17 protein-coding genes are annotated in these 18581 nt (G+C 70.7%); 4 read left to right on the top strand and 13 right to left on the bottom strand.

Annotated elements, in window-relative coordinates; translation table 11 throughout:
- The 8 genes from DMP23_RS13250 to DMP23_RS13215 form a co-directional block, all read right to left on the bottom strand.
- Positions 1–753, bottom strand: a complete 753-nt coding sequence (locus tag DMP23_RS13250) for a pseudouridine synthase (RefSeq protein ID WP_037815466.1) — start codon at positions 751–753, stop codon at positions 1–3.
- Positions 743–1603: an SMC-Scp complex subunit ScpB gene (scpB, locus tag DMP23_RS13245; RefSeq protein WP_443111265.1), complete on the bottom strand. Its 861-nt coding sequence runs from the start codon at positions 1601–1603 to the stop codon at positions 743–745. Before scpB ends, DMP23_RS13250 begins: the two co-directional genes overlap by 11 nt.
- Complete coding sequence (locus DMP23_RS13240) at positions 1600–2625, bottom strand: segregation and condensation protein A (protein ID WP_337821204.1); 1026 nt, start codon at positions 2623–2625, stop codon at positions 1600–1602. Before DMP23_RS13240 ends, scpB begins: the two co-directional genes overlap by 4 nt.
- Positions 2625–3041, bottom strand: coding sequence for a cobyrinic acid a,c-diamide synthase (locus DMP23_RS13235; RefSeq protein ID WP_134668136.1), 417 nt, complete (start codon positions 3039–3041; stop codon positions 2625–2627). Before DMP23_RS13235 ends, DMP23_RS13240 begins: the two co-directional genes overlap by 1 nt.
- Entirely contained in the window at positions 3038–4114 is a 1077-nt protein-coding gene (locus DMP23_RS13230) for a ParA family protein (RefSeq protein ID WP_235146667.1), read from the bottom strand. Before DMP23_RS13230 ends, DMP23_RS13235 begins: the two co-directional genes overlap by 4 nt.
- A 132-nt stretch (positions 4115–4246) precedes the next feature.
- Positions 4247–5179: a site-specific tyrosine recombinase XerD gene (gene xerD / locus DMP23_RS13225; RefSeq protein ID WP_134668137.1), complete on the bottom strand. Its 933-nt coding sequence runs from the start codon at positions 5177–5179 to the stop codon at positions 4247–4249.
- A gap of 40 nt (positions 5180–5219) precedes the next feature.
- On the bottom strand, positions 5220–5852 hold the full coding sequence (locus DMP23_RS13220) for an NUDIX domain-containing protein (protein WP_134668138.1): 633 nt from the start codon (positions 5850–5852) through the stop codon (positions 5220–5222).
- Entirely contained in the window at positions 5849–7549 is a 1701-nt protein-coding gene (locus tag DMP23_RS13215) for a CTP synthase (protein WP_081684781.1), read from the bottom strand. Before DMP23_RS13215 ends, DMP23_RS13220 begins: the two co-directional genes overlap by 4 nt.
- A 96-nt stretch (positions 7550–7645) precedes the next feature.
- Here DMP23_RS13215 and aroA point away from each other — a divergent pair, with 96 nt between their 5' ends.
- Positions 7646–8932, top strand: a complete 1287-nt coding sequence (gene aroA, locus DMP23_RS13210) for a 3-phosphoshikimate 1-carboxyvinyltransferase (protein WP_337821203.1) — start codon at positions 7646–7648, stop codon at positions 8930–8932.
- On the opposite strand, the gene DMP23_RS13205 is transcribed toward aroA, so the two are convergent.
- Together DMP23_RS13205 and DMP23_RS13200 are read right to left on the bottom strand one after the other, a co-directional pair.
- On the bottom strand, positions 8925–9770 hold the full coding sequence (locus DMP23_RS13205) for an alpha/beta fold hydrolase (RefSeq protein ID WP_337821202.1): 846 nt from the start codon (positions 9768–9770) through the stop codon (positions 8925–8927). The genes aroA and DMP23_RS13205 overlap by 8 nt on opposite strands.
- A gap of 42 nt (positions 9771–9812) precedes the next feature.
- Positions 9813–10493 carry a GntR family transcriptional regulator gene (locus DMP23_RS13200; RefSeq protein ID WP_337821201.1) on the bottom strand — a complete coding sequence of 227 codons (681 nt, stop codon included), beginning with the start codon at positions 10491–10493 and terminating at the stop codon, positions 9813–9815.
- Between the two features lie 135 nt (positions 10494–10628).
- Between DMP23_RS13200 and DMP23_RS13195 the strand changes: the two genes are divergently transcribed.
- Together DMP23_RS13195 and DMP23_RS13190 are read left to right on the top strand one after the other, a co-directional pair.
- Positions 10629–12056 (top strand): NCS1 family nucleobase:cation symporter-1, encoded by a 1428-nt coding sequence (locus DMP23_RS13195; protein WP_037815454.1) that lies wholly within the window; start codon positions 10629–10631, stop codon positions 12054–12056.
- Positions 12056–12763: an aspartate/glutamate racemase family protein gene (locus tag DMP23_RS13190; RefSeq protein ID WP_337821200.1), complete on the top strand. Its 708-nt coding sequence runs from the start codon at positions 12056–12058 to the stop codon at positions 12761–12763. The genes DMP23_RS13195 and DMP23_RS13190 overlap by 1 nt, the downstream gene beginning before the upstream one ends.
- A 4-nt stretch (positions 12764–12767) precedes the next feature.
- On the opposite strand, the gene DMP23_RS13185 is transcribed toward DMP23_RS13190, so the two are convergent.
- Complete coding sequence (locus DMP23_RS13185) at positions 12768–13904, bottom strand: acyltransferase (protein ID WP_337821199.1); 1137 nt, start codon at positions 13902–13904, stop codon at positions 12768–12770.
- Between the two features lie 391 nt (positions 13905–14295).
- On the opposite strand from DMP23_RS13185, the gene DMP23_RS13180 reads away from it, so the two are divergent.
- Positions 14296–16188, top strand: a complete 1893-nt coding sequence (locus DMP23_RS13180; protein ID WP_337821198.1) for a glycosyl hydrolase family 18 protein — start codon at positions 14296–14298, stop codon at positions 16186–16188.
- Positions 16189–16396: 208 nt separating this feature from the next.
- Here DMP23_RS13180 and DMP23_RS13175 read toward each other — a convergent pair whose 3' ends face one another.
- Together DMP23_RS13175 and steA are read right to left on the bottom strand one after the other, a co-directional pair.
- Entirely contained in the window at positions 16397–17344 is a 948-nt protein-coding gene (locus DMP23_RS13175) for a copper transporter (RefSeq protein ID WP_275295384.1), read from the bottom strand.
- Positions 17341–18525 (bottom strand): putative cytokinetic ring protein SteA, encoded by a 1185-nt coding sequence (steA, locus tag DMP23_RS13170; protein ID WP_037815443.1) that lies wholly within the window; start codon positions 18523–18525, stop codon positions 17341–17343. The genes DMP23_RS13175 and steA overlap by 4 nt, the downstream gene beginning before the upstream one ends.
- Positions 18526–18581 lie beyond the last annotated feature (56 nt).

Below are 18581 nucleotides of genomic sequence, written 5' to 3'. Positions count from 1 at the left end.
TCAGAGTCCCACGGTGCGGTACAGCGTGCCGACCTCGCCGCGGTTCAGCCTGCGGATCGTGCCCTGGCGCTGGTTGCCCAGCTGCACGTCGCCGACCGCGGTGCGCACCAGCTTGCGGACCGGGTGCCCGGTGGCCGCCATGAGCCTGCGCACGATGTGCTTGCGGCCCTCGTGGATCACCAGCTCGATCATGCTCCGGCCGGAATGCATGTCCTTGACCCGGAACTGGTCGACCTTCACGATCCCGTCCGGCAGCTCCCAGCCCGCGCGCAGCTCCTTGCCGAGCCCGCGCGGCACCAGCCCCTCGACCTCCGCGAAGTACGTCTTGAGCACCCGGTACGACGGGTGCATCAGCCGGTGCCCGAGGTCGCCGTCGTTGGTCAGCAGCAGCAGGCCCTCGGTGTTCTCGTCGAGCCGTCCGACGTGCACGACGCCCGGGGTCTCCTCCCACCGGCCGCGCAGGTAGTCGCCGACGCACGGGCGGCCCCGGTCGTCCGACATCGTGGAGTGCACGCCCTTGGGCTTGTTGAACGCGAGGTACACGAGGTCGTCGCGGAGGTTGACCCGCGTGCCGTCGACGTGGATCACCGCCTCGTCCGGGTGCACGCGGCGGCCCAGTTCGGTGACGACCTCGCCGTCCACCTCCACCCGGCCGGCCGCGATCAGGTCCTCGGCGGCCCGGCGCGACGCCACGCCCGCCTGCGACAGGACCTTCTGCAGGCGGATGCCGTCGGGGTGTTGCTCAGATGTCATCGATGGTGTCCACTTCGGGTAGCAGCGGAGCGATCGGGGGCAGGTCGTTCAGCGACGACAGCCCCAGTCGCTCCAGGAACAGCTCGGTCGTCACGTACAGCGTGCCCGTGGTCTCCGGGTCGGTGCCCATCTCCTCGATGAGCCCCCGCGCCAGCAGGGTCCGGATCACGCCGTCCACGTTCACCCCGCGCACCGCCGCGACCCGGGCCCGGGTGACCGGCTGCCGGTACGCGATCACGGCGAGGCTCTCCAGCGCGGCCCTGGTCAGCTTCGACCGCTGGCCGTCCAGCAGGAGCTTCTCCACGAACGGGGCGTAGGTGTCCCTAGTGTAGAACCGCCACCCTTCGCCGACGCGCCGCAGGTCGATCCCGCTGGCCCGCTCGGTGAACTTCTGCGCCATCGTCCGCAGCGCGACGGTCACCCTGGCGACCGGCTGGTCCAGCGTTTCGGCGAGGGAATCCTCCGCGATCGGCGAGTCCACGACGAGCAGCAGCGCTTCGAGAGCGGCTTCGAGCGCCTCGTCCGACTCGACGCTGGGCAGGCCGCTGTCGACGGCGACCAGACCTTCGTCGTCGGACGGCTCCGCGGCTTCGGGCTCCGGCGCGGGTTCGGCTTCAGCGGATTCCGGCTCGGTTTCGGCTGGCTCCGGCGCTTCGGCTTCCGGCGCGGGTTCCGGCTCGACGGCCTCCACAGGCTCGGCCTCGTTTTCCGGCTGCGGCGCGGTTTCCGGCTCAGTCTCGTCCGGCCCGGCCGCAGCCTGTTCGGCCTCGACCTGAGCCTCTTCCGCCGGAGCGTCCGGCGCCGCCGGAGTCTCCTCCCGCTCCGGTGCGCGGTCGTCTTCGGTGCTCACCCGTATTCCTCCTCATCGGCCGCCGCGCGGTCGTGCTCGGCGGCGACGGACGCCTCGGCCACGCTGCCGCCGGTCCAGCGGACGTGCAGTTCCGCCAATGCCTCCAGCTGGTCGAACTGCACCGACGACTCGCGGTACAGCTCCAGCAGCGCGAGGAACCGCGCCACGACCTCGACCGTGTGCTCGCAGTCCGAGGTCAGTTCCTTGAACGTCGCCTGCCCGGCCTCGGCGAGCTTGAGCCGCAGCAGCGCGGCGTGCTCGCGCACGGACACCCGGCCCATGTGGATGTGCGCGATCGACACCTGCGGCGGCGGTTTCGGCCGGAACACCGCGACCGCGATCTCCGCGAACCGCTCCGGCGTGACGCCGAGCATCACCTCCGGCAGCAGCCCGAGGTACCGCTCCTCCAGCGCCACCGACCGCGGGTACCGCCGCAGCGCGCCTTCCTCCAGCTCGCCGAACAGCGCGGCCACCTGCTTGTACGCGCGGTACTGCAGCATCCGCGCGAACAGCACGTCGCGGGCTTCCAGCAGCGCGAGGTCGTCCTCGTTCTCGACCTCGGCCGCGGGCAGCAGCCGGGCGGCCTTGAGGTCGAGCAGGGTCGCCGCGATCACCAGGAACTCGGTGGTCTCGTCGAGGTTCCAGTCCGGGCCGAGGGCGCGGGTGTAGGCGATGAAGTCGTCGGTGACCGTGTGCAGCGCGACCTCGGTGACGTCCAGCTGGTGCTGCGAGATCAGCTGCAGCAGCAGGTCGAACGGGCCCTCGAAGTTCTGCAGCCGCACCTTGAACTTCGAGGAGCCCTCGTCGGCGGCGTATCCCTCGGGGATGGTGCCGCCGTGCACCGTCTCGTGCACGGCCGGAGCCTCGGCGGGCCCGGGGGCTTCCGGAGCGTCGGTCTCCTCCGGAGCCTCCGCGGCCGCCGTGCTTTCCGGAGCCGCTGCGCCGGGTTCCTCCGCGCCGCGCGTGCTTTCGGCGGCTGCCGCTTCCGGCTCCGGCAGCTCGGCCGATGCCGGTTCGTCCATCAGCCCTCGGTTCCGCCGTCCTCGCCGTTCGCCCGCAATCGCTGCACCAGCACGGAGTCCTCGCCGCGCTGGTCGAAGTCGGCGAGCAGCACGGCGACCGCCTCGCGGACCAGCCTGCCGCGGTCGACGACCAGGTCGTGCTTGGCGCGCAGGTTCAGCCGGGCCTGCTCCATCGCGAGCAGTTCCTCGCCGGAGACGTACACGGTGATCTTCGCGTCGTGTTTGGTGCGCCCGGACCCGCTGCGCGCCGCGTTGCGGGCCAGCTGGTCGGCGTCCGCCGGAGCGCTCGGCTTGCGCGGCGGGGCCACCGGTTCCGCCGGAGCGGGCACGGCGGGACGTTCGAGCGCGGGGGTCGCCGGACTGGAGGTGAGGCGGAACAGCTCCGACGCTCCGGGCAGGGAAGCGCGCCTGCTCACCGAGCGATCACCTCGCGGGCCAGCGCGCGGTAAGCCGCGGCGCCGGCGGACTTGGGGGCCCAGGTCGTGATGGGCTCGCCCGCGACCGTCGTCTCGGGGAACCGCACGGTGCGGTTGATCACCGTGTCGAACACGGTGTCGCCGAATGCCTCGACCACGCGAGCCATGACCTCCTTCGAGTGCAGGGTTCTCGGGTCGTACATCGTGGCGAGAATCCCCGTGATGTCCAGTTTGGGGTTGAGGCGTTCCTGCACCTTCTCGATCGTGTCGATCAGGAGCGCGACGCCTCGCAGACTGAAGAACTCGCACTCCAGGGGGATGATCACACCGTCCGCGGCGGTCAATGCGTTCACCGTCAACAGGCCGAGCGAGGGCTGGCAGTCGACAAGAACATAGTCGTAGTCGTTCATCACCGGACGAAGGACCCGTAACAACGTGTGCTCGCGCCCTACCTCTGCGACGAGCTGGACCTCCGCCGCGGACAGGTCGATGTTGCTCGGCAGCAGGTCAACGCCGTCGACGCGGGTTTTGCGGAGCACGTCCTCGATCTGCACCGAGCGCTCCATGATGACGTTGTAGACCGTCTGGTCCAGTTCGTGCGGCTGGATGCCGAGCCCGACCGACAGCGCGCCTTGCGGGTCGAAGTCGACCAGCAGCACCCGGCGGCCGCATTCGGCGAGCGCGGCGCCGAGGTTGATCGTGGACGTGGTCTTGCCGACCCCGCCCTTCTGGTTGCACATGGCGAGCACCTTCGCCGGGCCGTGCCGCTCGAGCGGCGGCGGCTCGGGGATCTCGCGCAGCGGGCGCCCGGTCGGCCCGATCCCGCTCTCCGCGCGCTCCTTCGCCCGCATCCGGGCGCGTTCGGCGCGGGTCAGCGGCCGTTCCGGCTCGTCGCCCTCGTGGTCCGCCGGCGTGGCGATCCGCGCGTGCTCGAGGTTCGCCGCGGCCGAACCGGAGGACCCGGAAGACACAGCGGGCCCGGACGACGCAGCGGGCCCGGCGGACACTGCCGGCCCAGCTGGCCCGGCGGGCGCTGCCGGGTCCTCCGGCTGGTTCGGAGTCGGTGTCGACATGGCGCGAAAGCTCCTTGTTCGGCGGGGTCTCCGGCAGCCTATGCGGATTTCCGGAGCACCGGCAAAGCGCCGCGCCGGGCCGCACGGGCCGAGTCACCGCAGCGTGGGAAGGCCCTGAGGCGGTTCGGACGTTCAGCCCAGCGCGCGCGGATGCGCGGTGGCGTAGACCTCTCGCAGCGTCGTGACCGTGACGAGCGTGTACACCTGGGTCGTGGTCACCGAGGCGTGGCCGAGCAGTTCCTGCACCACGCGGACGTCCGCGCCGCCCTCGAGCAGGTGGGTCGCGAACGAGTGGCGCAGGGTGTGCGGCGACACCGCGGCGGTGATCCCGGCCCGCTCGGCGGTGTCCTTGAGCACCTGCCACGCGCTTTGCCGGGACAGCCGGCTGCCGCGGGCGTTGAGGAAGATCGCGGACGTGCCCCGGCCGTTCGCGGCGAGCGCGGGACGGGCGCGGACCAGGTACGCGTCGAGTGCTTCCAATGCGGGACGGCCGATCGGCACCAGCCGTTGCTTGCCGCCCTTGCCGTCGAGCAGGACGGTGCGCTCGGTCTCGTCCACATCGTCCACGTCGAGCCCGACGGCCTCGGAGATCCGGGCTCCGGTCGAGTAGAGCAGTTCCAGCAGCGCACGGTCGCGCAAGGCGCGTTCGCCGTCCGGCGGCGGGGTGTCGAGCAGCTTCAGGACGTCCGCGACCGGCAACGCCTTGGGCAGCCGTTTCGCCGCGGCCGGCGGGCGGACGTCGCGGGCCGGGTCGTGTTCGGTGAGCCCGTCGGCGTGCGCGAACTTGTGCAGCCCGCGCACCGCGACGAGCGCCCGCGCGGCCGACGACGCCGCCAGCGGCTGGTGTTCTTCGTCGCCCTCGCGCAGCGCCGCTCCGAATGACGTGACATGCGCGGGCGTGACCTCGGTCAGCCGCACGATCCCCGCCGCTTCCAGATGGGCGGCGTAGCGGCGGAGGTCACGCGAGTAGCTGTCGAGGGTGTTGCGGGCGGTGCCGCGTTCGACGACGAGATGGTCGAGGTACGTGGCGATCGCGCCCCGCACCTCGACTCTCGCGTCATTCACGCCGCCACTCTAGGACGGCACACCGACAGAACCCGGAAATTCAGCCCTCGGCCAGTCGGCGAGCGAACCGCGTCGGCCGGTCCTGCCACGGCGCGTCGGCCGGGCGCGTCTCCGCCGCCCCGGTCAGCACCGCGTGCGCCGACAGCACGCCCGAGACGGTCGCGCCGTTGACCAGCTCGCCCGCCAGCGCCATCCGGACCGCCTCGGCGAGCGGGAACTTCCGCACCACCAGGTCGGCCTCCTCGTCGCCGAGCACCTCGCGGTCCACTTCGGACAGATCGCGCGCGAGGAAGACACGCACCACCTCGTCGGTGAACCCGGGCGAGGCCGCGACGTCGACCAGGGTGTCCCAGCGGGCCGCCGCCAGCCCGGATTCCTCGGCCAGCTCGCGCTTCGCCGCCTCGACCGGCTCCTCCCCCGGCTTGTCGATCAGCCCGGCGGGCAGCTCCCACAGCCTGCGCCCGAGCGGATGCCGGTACTGGTGCACGAGCGTGACGTTGTCCTCGCTGTCCAGCGCCGCGATCACCACCGCGCCGAGGTGTTCGACCACCTCGCGCTTGGCGGTTTCCCCGCCGGGCATCACGACGTCGTCGACCCGGAGGCCGACGACGCGTCCCACGTGGACGACCGTGCTGCCGGCGACGGAGAACTCGTGCGTGCCGGGCGCGCTCACCGAGCCGCCACGGGCGTTTCGGGGAGTTCGACCGGGAGCCGCTCGGCGACCTTGCGGTCCACGACGGCCTTCACGAACGCGCTGAACAGCGGGTGCGGCCGGGTCGGGCGGCTCTTCAGCTCGGGGTGCGCCTGGGTGCCCACGAAGAACGGGTGCTTGTCCGCGGGCAGTTCGACGAACTCGACGAGCCGGTCGTCCGGCGAGGTGCCGGAGAACACCAGTCCCGCGTCGCCGATCTGCTTGCGGTAGGCGTTGTTCACCTCGTAGCGGTGGCGGTGGCGCTCGGACACCTCGGTGGTGCCGTACGCCTTGGCGACCTGCGAACCCGCCTTGAGCTTCGCCGGGTACGCGCCGAGCCGCATCGTGCCGCCCATGTCGCGCTCGCCCGCGACGACGTCGCGCTGGTCGGCCATGGTCGAGATCACCGCGTGCTGGGTGTCCTCGTCGAACTCGGCCGAGTTCGCGCCCTCGATGCCCGCGAGGTTCCGCGCGCTCTCGATGACCATGCACTGCAGGCCGAGGCACAGCCCGAGCAGCGGGACGCCGTGCGTGCGCGCGTAGTGGATCGCGCCGACCTTGCCCTCGATGCCGCGGATGCCGAACCCGCCGGGGATCAGCACACCGTCCACATCGGACAGCACGGACGCCGCGCCGGATTCGGTCTGCGCGTCGTCCGAGGCGACCCAGACGATCTCGACCTTGGCGCGGTGCGCGAACCCGCCCGCGCGCAGCGCCTCGGTGACCGAGAGGTACGCGTCCGGCAGGTCGATGTACTTGCCCACCACGGCGACCCGGACGATCTCGCTCGGGTTGTGCACGCGGTCGAGCAGGTCGCCCCACACCGTCCAGTCGACGTCCCGGAACGGCAGGCCCAGCCGGCGCACCACGTACGCGTCGAGCGCCTCGCCGTGCAGCACCTTCGGGATGTCGTAGATCGAGCGCGCGTCCGGGCAGGCGATGACCGCCTCGGTGTCGACGTCGCACATCAGGCCGATCTTGCGCTTGAGGTCGTCCGGGATCTCCCGGTCCGCGCGGCACACCAGCGCGTCCGGCTGGATGCCGATGTTGCGCAGCGCGGCGACCGAGTGCTGGGTCGGCTTGGTCTTGAGCTCGCCCGAGGGGGCGAGGTACGGCACCAGCGACACGTGCAGGAAGAAGCACTGGTCGCGGCCGACGTCGTGGCGCACCTGGCGGCACGCCTCGAGGAACGGCAGCGACTCGATGTCGCCGACCGTGCCGCCGACCTCGGTGATCACCACGTCCGGCGCGACGCCGTTCTCGTCCGGCCCGGCCGCGGCGGTGATCCGCGCCTTGATCTCGTCGGTGATGTGCGGGATCACCTGGACGGTGTCGCCGAGGTACTCGCCGCGGCGTTCCTTGGCGATCACCTCCGAGTACACCTGTCCGGTGGTGACGTTCGCCTTGCCGTCGAGAGAGCGGTCGAGGAAGCGCTCGTAGTGCCCGATGTCGAGATCGGTCTCGGCGCCGTCGTCGGTGACGAACACCTCGCCGTGCTGGAACGGGTTCATCGTCCCGGGGTCGACATTGAGGTACGGGTCGAGCTTCTGCATCGTGACGCGAAGTCCGCGCGAAGTGAGCAGCTGTCCGAGGCTGGACGCCGTCAGACCCTTACCCAGAGAGGAGGCAACGCCTCCGGTGACAAAGACATACTTGGTAGCCCGCGACTGAAGTCCCACGGGCCGCCAGCATATCCCACTCCCGGCAGATCGCTCGCCGACGCCTCTTCCCGGCGCGGCGGAATCGGTTCACCCGCGCCGCGCTAGGCTGCGCGCGTGCCGAACATCCGCGATGACCACTGGACCGCCCCCGTCGCGGGCGCCTCGCTGGACGCCGCGGTGCGCGTCCCCGGATCGAAGTCGATCACCAACCGGGCCTACGTGCTCGCCGCGCTCGCGAGCGCCCCCACGCGGGTGCGCCATCCGCTCGATTCGCGCGACACCCGGCTGATGCTGGCCGCGCTCGCCTCGCTGGGCGCGCTTTCGGAAGAGACCATCGACGGCTTCCTCGTCCACCCGCTGGGCACCATCAGCGGCCGCGGCGACGAAGCGACCGTCACGCTCGGCAACGCCGGCACGGTCGCCCGCTTCACGCCCGCGCTCGCCACCCTCGGCGACGCGTCGGTGCAGTTCGACGGCGACGAGGCGATCCGCCGCCGCCCGATCGACCCGCTGCTGGCCGCGCTGCGCAAGCTCGGCGCGCGGATCGACGACGGCGGACGCGGCGCGCCGCCGTTCACCGTGCACGGCACCGGCGGGCTGCGCGGCGGCCGGGTGGACCTCGATTCGTCGGCCTCCAGCCAGTTCCTGTCCGCGCTGCTGCTCGCCGGTCCGGCCTTCGAGCGGGGCGTGACGGTGCGGCTGGTCGGCGGCGCCCCGCCGAGCGAACCGCACATCGCGATGACGCTGGACATGCTGCGCCGGTTCGGGGCCACAGTGGAGCGTTCCGGCACGGAATTCCACGTGGAGCCGGCGAAACTGTCGTGCCCGGAGTACGTCGTGGAGCCGGATCTGTCCACCGCGGCCCCGTTCGTGGCCGCCGCGGTCGTCGGCGGCGGGACGGTCCGGGTGCACGGCTGGCCGAAGCAGACCACGCAGCCGGGCGACTGGCTGCGCGGACTGGTGACCGAACTGGGCGCGAAAGCGACGCTGGACGACGACGGCCTGGTCGTCACCGGCGGCGGCGCGTTCCCCGGCATCGACCTCGACCTGCACGAGGTCGGCGAACTGACCCCGGTCATCGCGGCGATGCTGTGCTTCGCCGAGAGCCCGTCGAGCATCACCGGCGTCGCGCACCTGCGCGGCCACGAGACCGATCGGCTCACCGCACTGGCGACCGAACTGTCCGGCCTGGGCGCGGGCGTCACCGAACTCGAGGACGGCCTGGAAATCACTCCCGCCCCGATGCACGGCGGCGTCTTCCACACCTACGAAGACCACCGGCTGGTGATGGCGGCGGCGGTGCTGGGGCTGCGCGTGCCCGGCGTGCTGGTCGAGAACCCGGACACGGTCGGCAAGACGTTCCCGAAGTTCGTCGAGACGTGGAGCGACGCCGTCAGCTGAGCAACCGGCGGACCTCCTCCGCCACCACCTCGGGGTCGGTGACCGGCACCAAATGCCCCGACTCCTCCGCGATCCGGTGCCGCCCCCGCGACGACACCCGTTGCGCGTGCGCGGCATTCGCCTCCGCACGCACCGCGGCGTTCATCCCGTCCCCAGCCCGGCCGCCGGACACAACCGTCACCGGACAACCGTTCAGCGCGGGCGGATTCGTCCGCCAGGTTTCCAGTTCGTCGAGGAAGGTCCGCGCCTGCTCGGTCTGAGTGCGCAACACCTGCGGGGTAAAGCCCTCCCGCACCAGATCGCGCCGGACGTCTTCGGGCGCGGCCCGCAGCATGGGGCGGTACAAGAACTTCAGCAATCCGGTCGCCGCGAGGATCCGGCCCGTGCGCAGCAGTTTCCGTTCGAGGCTGCGGAATTGCGGCGAGAACAGCACTTCCGCCGCCTCGTCGGTCGGGTCGACCAGGACCAGCCCCGACACCTGAGCGGAAGTCCGGGACGCGGCGAGCCGCACGATCGGTCCCCCGGCGCTGTGCCCGACGAGCACGTACGGCCCCGGCCCGAAGTGGCTCAGGACGTCCACGAGATCGTCGGCCATCCGGTCCAGCGTGCGCCCGGCCGGATCCGGCGCGCTGCGGCCGAGCCCGGACCGGTCGTACACCACCGCCCGTGCGAACTCGCCGACCAGCGGCTGCACGAGCCCCCACGACGACCGGCTCGCCGCCGCGCCCGCCTCGAACACGACCGTCGGCGCGTTCTCCGGGCCCCGCAGCACCATCGCGTACAGCCGTCGTCCGTCCTTGGCGGACACCCACTCCGGCTCGCCCTGCACGTGCGCCACCAGCGACCCCCTCGCTTCAAGTTAGGGTCACCTTACTAGAGGTCAGCCCGCGGGACGCTCGTCCCGCTCGTCGTCCCCGAAGAGGTCGCGCAACGTCACCGCGCGGTTGACCCGGACGTGCTCGGCGGCGTACTCGCGCGCCCGCTCCACGTCGCCGGACCCGATGGCGTCCACCAGGCGGCGGTGCTCGTCCAGCAGTTCGCCCCAGTGCTCGTTCTGGCTGGTCAGCCACCGCAGCTGACCCTCGAGCGGATGCAGCATCGTGGTGAGCAGCCGGTTGCCCGCGATGGCGATGATCTCGTCGTGCAGCCTGCTGTTGACCTCCGAAATCCGCGCGCCGTCACCGCCCTGGGTGACCCGCGCGGACTCCGCGAGCAGCCGCTCCAGCCGGCGCATCTCCGGCTTCCCGGCCCGTTCCGCGGCACGCGCGGCGGCGAGGCTCTCCAGCGCCTCCCGGACGTCGAACAGCTCCTCGACGTCCGCTCGCGCCAGCTGCCGCACCACCACCCGCCGGGGCGAGGGCACGACCACGAACCCCTCGGATTCCAGGCTGCGGATCGCCTCGCGCACCGGCACCCGCGAGACCCCGAGATCGTCGGCCAGTTCGCGCTCGACCAGCCGGTCCCCCGGCTTCAGCCGCCCGGTCAGGATCCGCTCCCGCAGCTCGTCGAGCACCCGGGCACGCGTCGCCGCGAGCGGCTGCCGCTCCTCCGTGGCGCCCACCTGACCCCCTCTCGCCGACACCGGCCATTCGCGAGTTTATCGGGCAGGGGGTTGACTCAGCAGACCTGCGGCGCGATATTTGGGATCCCAAGTTTGGGATCCCAAAGCTGCCGGCACGTCGACCGGAGGTCTGCAATGACGCACGCCCCGTCCACCGAAACCAGCGCGGACGTCCAGCCGAAACCCGACCCGCGGCTGTGGAACGAGGACCTGGCACCCGCCGAGGAGCGGCGATGGAAGGTCTACGACATCTTCGCGCTCTGGATGTCGGACGTGCACAACCTCGGCAACTACACCTTCGCGGCCGGCCTGTTCGTGCTCGGCTTGTCCGCCTGGCAGGTGTTCACCGCGCTGCTGTTCGGGTTCGTGATCATCTTCTTCGGGATGAACCTGATGGGCCGGATCGGGCAGCGCACCGGCGTCCCGTTCCCGGTGGTCGCGCGGATCAGCTTCGGCACGTTCGGCGCGAACCTGCCCGCGCTGATCCGCGCCGTGATCGCGATCTTCTGGTACGGCATCCAGACCTATCTCGCGAGCGTCGCGATCACCCTGCTCGTGCTGGCGATCGATCCCGGCCTGAAACCGCTGACCGAGCACAGTTTCCTCGGCCTGCACGCGCTCGGCTGGATGTGCTTCGTGGCGCTGTGGCTGGTGCAGGCGTTCGTGCTGACCCGCGGCATGGAGGCGGTGCGCAAATTCCAGGACTGGTGCGGCCCGCTGATCTGGATCGTGATGATCGCGCTCGCGGTGTGGATCCTCGCCGCGAGCCACTGGCACATCTCGTTCACCAGCAGCCCGCGGCGGCTGTCCGGCGGCGAGCAGGTGCGGCAGTGGTTCGGCGCGGCCGGGCTGATCCTGTCCACCTACGGCACGCTGATGCTCAACTTCTGCGACTTCTCCCGCAACGCCCCGGACCAGAAAACGGTGCGGCGCGGCAACTTCTGGGGCCTTCCGGTGAACTCGACGGCGTTCGCGCTGCTGTCGGTGATCGTCACCGCGGGCAGCCTGCAGGTGTTCGGCGAGGCGATCACCGACCCGGCCGAACTGCTCGCCCGCGTGCACAACACCCCGGTGCTGATCATCGGCGCGCTCACCTTCGCCATCGCCACGATGGGCGTCAACATCGTCGCGAACTTCGTCTCCCCCGCCTACGACCTGGCCAACATTTGGCCCAAGCGGATCTCGTTCACCGTCGGCGGGATGATCAGCGCCGTCGCCGCGCTGTGCGTGCTGCCGTGGAAGCTGTACTCGTCGCCGGTGGTGGTCAACTACTTCCTCGGCGGGCTCGGCGCGTTCCTCGGACCGCTGTTCGGGATCATGATCGTCGACTACTACCTGATCCGCCGCGGCAAGGTCGACGTCGAGCAATTGTTCGTGCGCGACGGCAAGTACCCCAAGGTGAATCCGCGCGCGATGGCGGCCTTCTTCCCGTGCGCGGTGCTCTCCGCGGTGATCGCGCTGGTGCCGTTCTTCGCGCCGGCCGCGCCGTACTCGTGGTTCCTCGGCACCGCCAGCGCCGGATTGCTCTACTACGCCGTTTCGTACCGCCAGCGGAGGGCTTGATGCGGATCCTCGTCACCAACTGCAACACCACCGAGGCCATGACGAAGGAGATCGAGACCGGGGCCCGGGCGGCGGCCAGCCCCGGCACCGAGATCGTCGCACTGACGCCGAAGTGGGGCCCGGAATCGGCGGAGGGCTGGCTGGACAGCTTCCTGTCCGCCGCCGCGGTGCTGGACCTGTTGCGCACCACCGGGGAAACGTTCGACGCGGTCGTCCTCGCCGGGTTCGGCGAGCACGGCCGCGAGGGCGCGCGGGAACTGCTGGACGTGCCGGTGGTCGACATCACCGAGGCCGCGGCGCATCTCGCCGGGCTGCTCGGCCGCCGGTACGGCGTGGTGACGACGCTGGACCGCACGTGCGGGCTGATCGAGGACAGCCTGCACTCGGCCGGAGTGGCCGCCAACTGCGTCGCGATCGTCGGCACCGGGCTGAGCGTGCTGGAGCTGCGCGACGAGGAACGCACGGAATCCGCCCTGCTCACCGCGGGATTGCGGGCGCGCGACGCCGGCGCCGAAGTGCTCGTGCTCGGCTGCGCCGGGATGACCGGGCTGGACCGCAAGATGTCGGCGATGCTCGACGTCCCGGTGGTCGACGGCGTCGCCGCCGCGGTCCGGCTCGCGGAATCACTGGTGGCACTGGGATTGCGCACCAGCCGGGCCGGTTCCTACGCGCGGCCGCTCGACAAGCACCGCACCTGGCCGGGCTGACCGCTCAGCCGCGCACCGGCACCCGGGCGCGCCCGGTCAGGGCTTTGCTCCACGGCAGCCGCCGCAGCACCTCGACGATCGCGAAGGTCAGCGCCACCGTCGCCGGGTACGCCACCAGCGTCGTCCACGGCGCGCCGTAGCGGTCGCCGACGAAGACGAACAGCGGGTCCAGCACCGCGATCGCGATCGGGTGGGTCAGGAACACCGCGAACGACCGGTTCACCGCCCAGGACACGAACCTCCCGCCGCGCTGCCTGCTCTCCGCCCATCGCGCGCCCGCGAGGTAGATGCCGGCGATCACCGCGACGAACCACGGGATCAGGTATGGGCGGAAAGCGTCCGACGCCATCTCCGGCCACTCTCCGAAGTGGACACTCACGAAGTAGCCGGTCTCCGCGATCGCGAGCCCGCCCGCCATCGCCAGCAGGACCCAGCGCGTGTGCGTGCGCAGCCAGGCGTGCACCGCCTCGAAATGCAGCGCCGCCGCGGCGCCGAGCAGCATGTAGAACTGGTAGACGAGGAAAGTCGCGAAGAACTTGCTGACGAACACGTAGCCCAGCGCGGCGGGCGGGTAGCTCATGAAGACCGCGACCGCGACCTGGATCGTGCCGGAGACCGCCAGCACGGTCCACGGACGGCGGCGGATCAGGTCGAACATCTTGGCCAGCAGCGGGAACAGCAGGTACACCTGCAGCGTCACCAGCATGAAATACATGTGGTACCAGGCGTTCCCGGTGAGCAGGTCCAGCCCGAGCGTGCGCAGCTGCGCGCCGACCGACCCGACCGGCTGGCCCGAGGTGATCAGCGTGTAGACCCGGTAGATGACCGTCCAGGTCACGTACGGAATGGCGACCAGCGGAAACCGCCTGCGCCAGAACTTCCCCGTCTGCACCGGCCGGTCCCGGTAGCCGAACACGAGCACGAACGCGGTCAGCGCGAAGAACGCCTCGCGGGTCAGGTGCAGCGGGGTCTGGATCGCGTCGGCGACGACGTCCTGCGGAAAGGTCGTGGAGCCGACCACGTGGATGAGGATGACCAGGGCGAACGTGACGACCCGGTACAAATCGAGCTGACGCAGGTGCGGCGATCGGACGGGCGCCGGCTCGTCCGCACGGACGAGCGGGATCTCGGTAGTGGTCATCGTTCGGCCGTGCTCCCGGGGTCGTTGGCGCTCATGGTGCCAGGCTCTCGTGCGCAGCTGTGAACCACCCATGATCTTCCTGAGACCCGCCTGATGCCGGACGGGACGAGTGTCGGATCAGCCACACCCGTACGGGTGAACCGGAACCCCGCGGTGGTCCGGACCACTCGCCCCGCTTGGAACAGGCCGTTCGTCGGGCCTTTCCGGACACTTCACCACAAAACGCCCAGGCGCGGAAATTGGTCTAGTCCACAGTATTGACTCCGGCTGTGCCCTGGTTCACATTCGACTACGGGCCGGCCCCCGCTCCTGCAGTGATCACCCGATGTCCGACGCTTGCCGCGCATTCCGGTGCGGCGGGCGGACTTCGCTTGTGCGAGGGAGAACCCTTATGCCCCACCGGACCCTGAGACCGCTGGCCGTGGCCTGCGCCGCCCTGGCCGCCGTGGTCGTGGCCGGTCTTACCATCCTGGCCCGGCCCGCCCCGGCCACCGCGACGCCCGCGCCCTCCTCGGGAGGCCTGCGCATCGCCTACTTCGACCAATGGAGCATCTACCAGAACGCCTACTACCTCAAGAACGTCGACAAGATCGCCGACAACATCGACTACCTGCTCTACGACTTCGAGAACATCGACCCGAACAACCTCACCTGCTTCGAGACGACCAAGGCGACCACCCCCGACCCGGGCGGCGAGGACGACCCGAACGCGGGCGACGGCGCGGGCGACCAGTTCGCCGACTACCAGAAGTCGTTCGGCTCGGACATCAGCGTCGACGGCACCGCCGACACCTACAACATGCCGATCGTCGGCAACTTCCACCAGCTGCAGGAACTCAAGGCCCGGCACCCGAAGCTGAAGGTGCTGCTGTCGCTCGGCGGCTGGACCTACTCGAAGTACTTCTCCGACGCCGCGGCCACGGACGCCTCCCGCAAGAAGTTCGTGAGCTCCTGCATCGACATGTTCATCAAGGGCAACATCCCGGCCGCGGGCGGCTTCGGCGGCCCCGGCACCGCCGCGAACATCTTCGACGGGTTCGACATCGACTGGGAGTACCCGGCGCACCCCGGCGGCCACACGGGCAACCACTACAGCCCCAACGACACCCAGAACTTCACCTCGCTGCTCGCCGAGTTCCGCGGCCAGCTCGACGCGCTGGGCAAGCACTACGCGCTTTCCGCCGCCCTGCCCGGCGGCCAGGACAAGATCGCGAAGATCCAGACCGACAAGATCCACCAGTACATGGACTTCGCGGACCCGATGACCTACGACATGCACGGCGCGTGGGACAAGACCGGTCCGACGAACTTCCAGGATCCGCTCTACCCCTCGCCGAACGACCCGTCGACGCCCATTCCGCCGGGCACCGAGAAATACACCATCGACCAGGTGATGAAGGCTTACACGCAAGGAGATCCGGCGTACGGCATCCCCGGCGGGTTCCCGGCTTCGAAGCTGACCTTGGGCATCCCGTTCTACTACCGGGGCTGGACCGGTGTTCCGGCCGGCTCGAACCACGGGCTTTACCAGACGGCGACCGGTCCGTCCGCTCCGCATCCGTTGAGCGGCAACGTGCCCGGCGTCGCGATGTACAAGGAACTCACCGGCGTGGTCGACAACCCGGCGACCACGTTCTGGGACCCGACAACGCAATCCGCGTGGTTCTACGACGGGACGAGCTTCTACGGCGGTTCGTCGAAGCAGTCGATCAAGGCGCGCACCGATTACATCCATTGCAACGGCCTCGGCGGCGCGATGATGTTCTCGCTCTACGACCTCGACCCCGATTCGACGCTGTTCCACGCCGTGGTGGACGGGCTCGCCGCGCCGACGGAGGGCTGCTCCGGCCCGCCGCCGACCACCTCGACGACGCCCACCACCCCCACGACGCCGACCACCCCCACGACCCCGACCACGCCGACGACCCCGACCACGCCCACCACTCCCACGACTCCGCCGGGCGGCCAGTGCACCGCGGCGGCCTGGGATTCGGGCAAGGTCTACAACGGCGGCGCGGTCGTGTCGTACAACAACCACACCTGGACGGCGAAGTGGTGGACGCAGGGCGAGCAGCCCGGCACCTCGGACGTCTGGTCGGACAACGGAGCCTGCTCCGGCAGCGGCGGTCCCACCACCGCGTGCCCGGCGGCGTGGAACACCTCCCAGTCCTACAACGCCGGCGCGGTCGTGTCCTACAACGGCCATCGCTGGTCCGCCAAGTGGTGGACGCGAGGCGAAACGCCCGGCAGCGCCGCGGTCTGGGCCGACAACGGCACCTGCTGACCCCGCAGCAGGCGCGTGAATGACGGCGGCGCCGGGGTCTCCACCCCGACAGGAGACCCGGCGCCGCTGCCTTGCCTGTGCTGGTTTTCCCGCCCCGAAGGGAAACCGCCGCGTTGTCAGTGCACACAGTCGGCGGCGGTACCGGATTTCCTCACCCACGAAGGGAATCCGGTGCCGCCGCCGACTGGTGTGCGGGAGGCGAAAAGTCTCAGTTCCCCGAAGCGGTCACGCCCGGCGCGATCGCCTGCGCGTTGCCCGCGATGCCGTAGCGTCCCGAACCGCCGTTGAGCTGTTCCTGCAACGCCAGGATCGTCGCGACCCGGCCCGCGGCCGAATCCGCGTTGTCCACAGTGGACAGAATCGACGTGGCCGAGGTGTCCGCGCGCACCACCCCGATCGGGCCGGAGCCGCCCGCCGAACCCGGGTCCCCGGCGAGCACCGTGCCCGCGCCGGAGCGGTCCATCTGCGCGGCGAACCGCGCGATCGTCGCGGCCCGGTCCCCCGCGCCGTCGCCGGTCTGCTGTGCTCCGGTCAGCACGATCGCCAGCTGCGCCGGCTGCACGCCCTGGCTCGGCTTCACGAAACCGCCGTCGGTCAGCCCGCCGAGCGCGGCGGCGAGTTCGTCGCCGCTCGACTGCGGTTTCGCGCTCGCCTTGTCCAGCAGCAGCGTCGAGCCGAGCAGCGCGCCGGCGAGCGTGCCGGAGTCGCCCGCGGTCGGGAACTTCGCACCGGCCGGCTGCAGCCGCGTGACGACGTCGCGCAGCTGGTCGGCCTTCGCCGGATCGGTGAACGCGTCGGTGAGCTGGAGTTCGCCGGTGACCGAGGCGCCGGCCTGGCCGACGAGCTTCTTGAGCGCGTCGCGGTCGGCCGGGCGCGCGTCCTGCGTGGTGACGAGGACGACGCTGCGCTTGTCGAGCGCGCCCGCGACGACCTTCGGGCCCATCGTCCCGGCGAACGCGTCGGCGTCGGACAGCCGCGCGTTGAGCGAATTGCGCTGCGCTTCGAGATCGGCGACCTGCGTGCCGAGGTCTTTCTTCTGGTCCGCGAGCCCGGACAGCAGCGAACCGTTGAGCGCGGTCGAGCCCAGCACCACGCCGACGGCCAGCGCCAGGAAGCACGCGGTGATGGAAACGATGTGGTACCGCAGGGAAATCACGTGAAGAGACCCTTCACCCAGGCGACGAACGTGGACCAGGTGTGCTGGATCCACTCGAGATAGACGGAGCCGACGTCGGAGACCAGCAGCGCGGCGATGACGACGACGATGGCGGCGAGCACGAGCAGCGCGACCGCGCCGAGCGACACCCTGGCCCGGTGCAGCGTCGCGACGGCCTTGCCGTCGACCAGCTTCGTGCCGAGCTTGAGCCGAGTGAGGAACGTGGACGGGTTCGACCCGGACCGGCCGTGGTCGAGGAATTCCCGCAGCGTGGCCTGGAATCCGACGGTGACCACGAGGCTCGCGCCGTGCGCGTCGGCCAGCAGCAGCGCGAGGTCCTCGGCGTTGCCGGACGCGGGGAAGGTGACCGCGCCGATGCCCAGGTCCTGGATCCGCTCGACGCCCGGCGCGTGCCCGTCCGGCTGCGCGGGGACGACCACCTCGCCGCCGCTGCGCAGCGTCGCGGTGCCGATCCCGGTCGGGTCGCCGACCATGACGTCCGGCTGATAACCCTGCGCGCGCAGGGTGTCCGCGCCCGCGTCGACGCCGATCAGCACCGGCCGGTGCTCGCCGATGTACTTCTTGAGCTTCTTGAGGTCCTCGGCGTGCCCGTTCCCCGCGGCGACGACCAGCACGTGCCGGTCGCGCACCGGGACCTTCAGCTCCGGCACGCCGACGCCGTCGAGGATCAGCGTCCGCTCGCGGCGCAGGAACTCGATCGTGTTGGCGGAGAAGGCTTCCAGCTGGGTCGACATCCCGGCCTTCGCCTCGATCATCTGGTCGGCGACGCTTTCCGGGGTCTGCTCGACCCCGGTCGCCAGCTGCCGCTCCCCCAGGTAGACCGCGCCTTCGTGGACGCGCAGCTTCGTGCCGTCCTTGACGCTGCGCAACAGGTCCCCGCCGACCGAGTCGACCAGCGGGATGCCCGCCGCCACCAGGATTTCCGGGCCGAGGTTGGGGAACCGGCCGGAAATCGACGGGGACGCGTTGACCACCGCGGCGACCTCGGCGGCGACCAGCGCGTCGGCCGTGGCCCGGTCGAGGTCGAGCTGGTCCAGCACGACGATGTCGCCCGCGCTGACCCGGCGCAGCAGTTCCCTCGTGCGCCGGTCGACCCGCGCGACACCGATGACGCCGGGGAGGGCTTCTTGGTTCCGCGCGAGTAGACCAGTGAGCTTCATGTGGCTGATGGTGACAAATTTGTGCCGGGGTGCGGAGCCGACGCGCCGATGCGGAC

This window comes from Amycolatopsis sp. A1MSW2902, assembly GCF_017312175.1.
Taxonomy (GTDB): domain Bacteria; phylum Actinomycetota; class Actinomycetes; order Mycobacteriales; family Pseudonocardiaceae; genus Amycolatopsis; species Amycolatopsis nivea.
This window is presented reverse-complemented; position numbering and strand designations above follow the sequence as displayed.

What these genes read in the sequence shown, in the direction of transcription:
- DMP23_RS13250 (WP_037815466.1), bottom strand. Translation starts at nt 753, where the DNA reads ATGACATCTGAGCAACACCCCGACGGCATCCGCCTGCAGAAGGTCCTG.
- DMP23_RS13240 (WP_337821204.1), bottom strand. Translation starts at nt 2,625, where the DNA reads ATGGACGAACCGGCATCGGCCGAGCTGCCGGAGCCGGAAGCGGCAGCC.
- DMP23_RS13230 (WP_235146667.1), bottom strand. Translation starts at nt 4,114, where the DNA reads ATGTCGACACCGACTCCGAACCAGCCGGAGGACCCGGCAGCGCCCGCC.
- DMP23_RS13195 (WP_037815454.1), top strand. Translation starts at nt 10,629, where the DNA reads ATGACGCACGCCCCGTCCACCGAAACCAGCGCGGACGTCCAGCCGAAA.
- DMP23_RS13190 (WP_337821200.1), top strand. Translation starts at nt 12,056, where the DNA reads ATGCGGATCCTCGTCACCAACTGCAACACCACCGAGGCCATGACGAAG.
- DMP23_RS13185 (WP_337821199.1), bottom strand. Translation starts at nt 13,904, where the DNA reads ATGACCACTACCGAGATCCCGCTCGTCCGTGCGGACGAGCCGGCGCCC.
- DMP23_RS13180 (WP_337821198.1), top strand. Translation starts at nt 14,296, where the DNA reads ATGCCCCACCGGACCCTGAGACCGCTGGCCGTGGCCTGCGCCGCCCTG.
- steA (WP_037815443.1), bottom strand. Translation starts at nt 18,525, where the DNA reads ATGAAGCTCACTGGTCTACTCGCGCGGAACCAAGAAGCCCTCCCCGGC.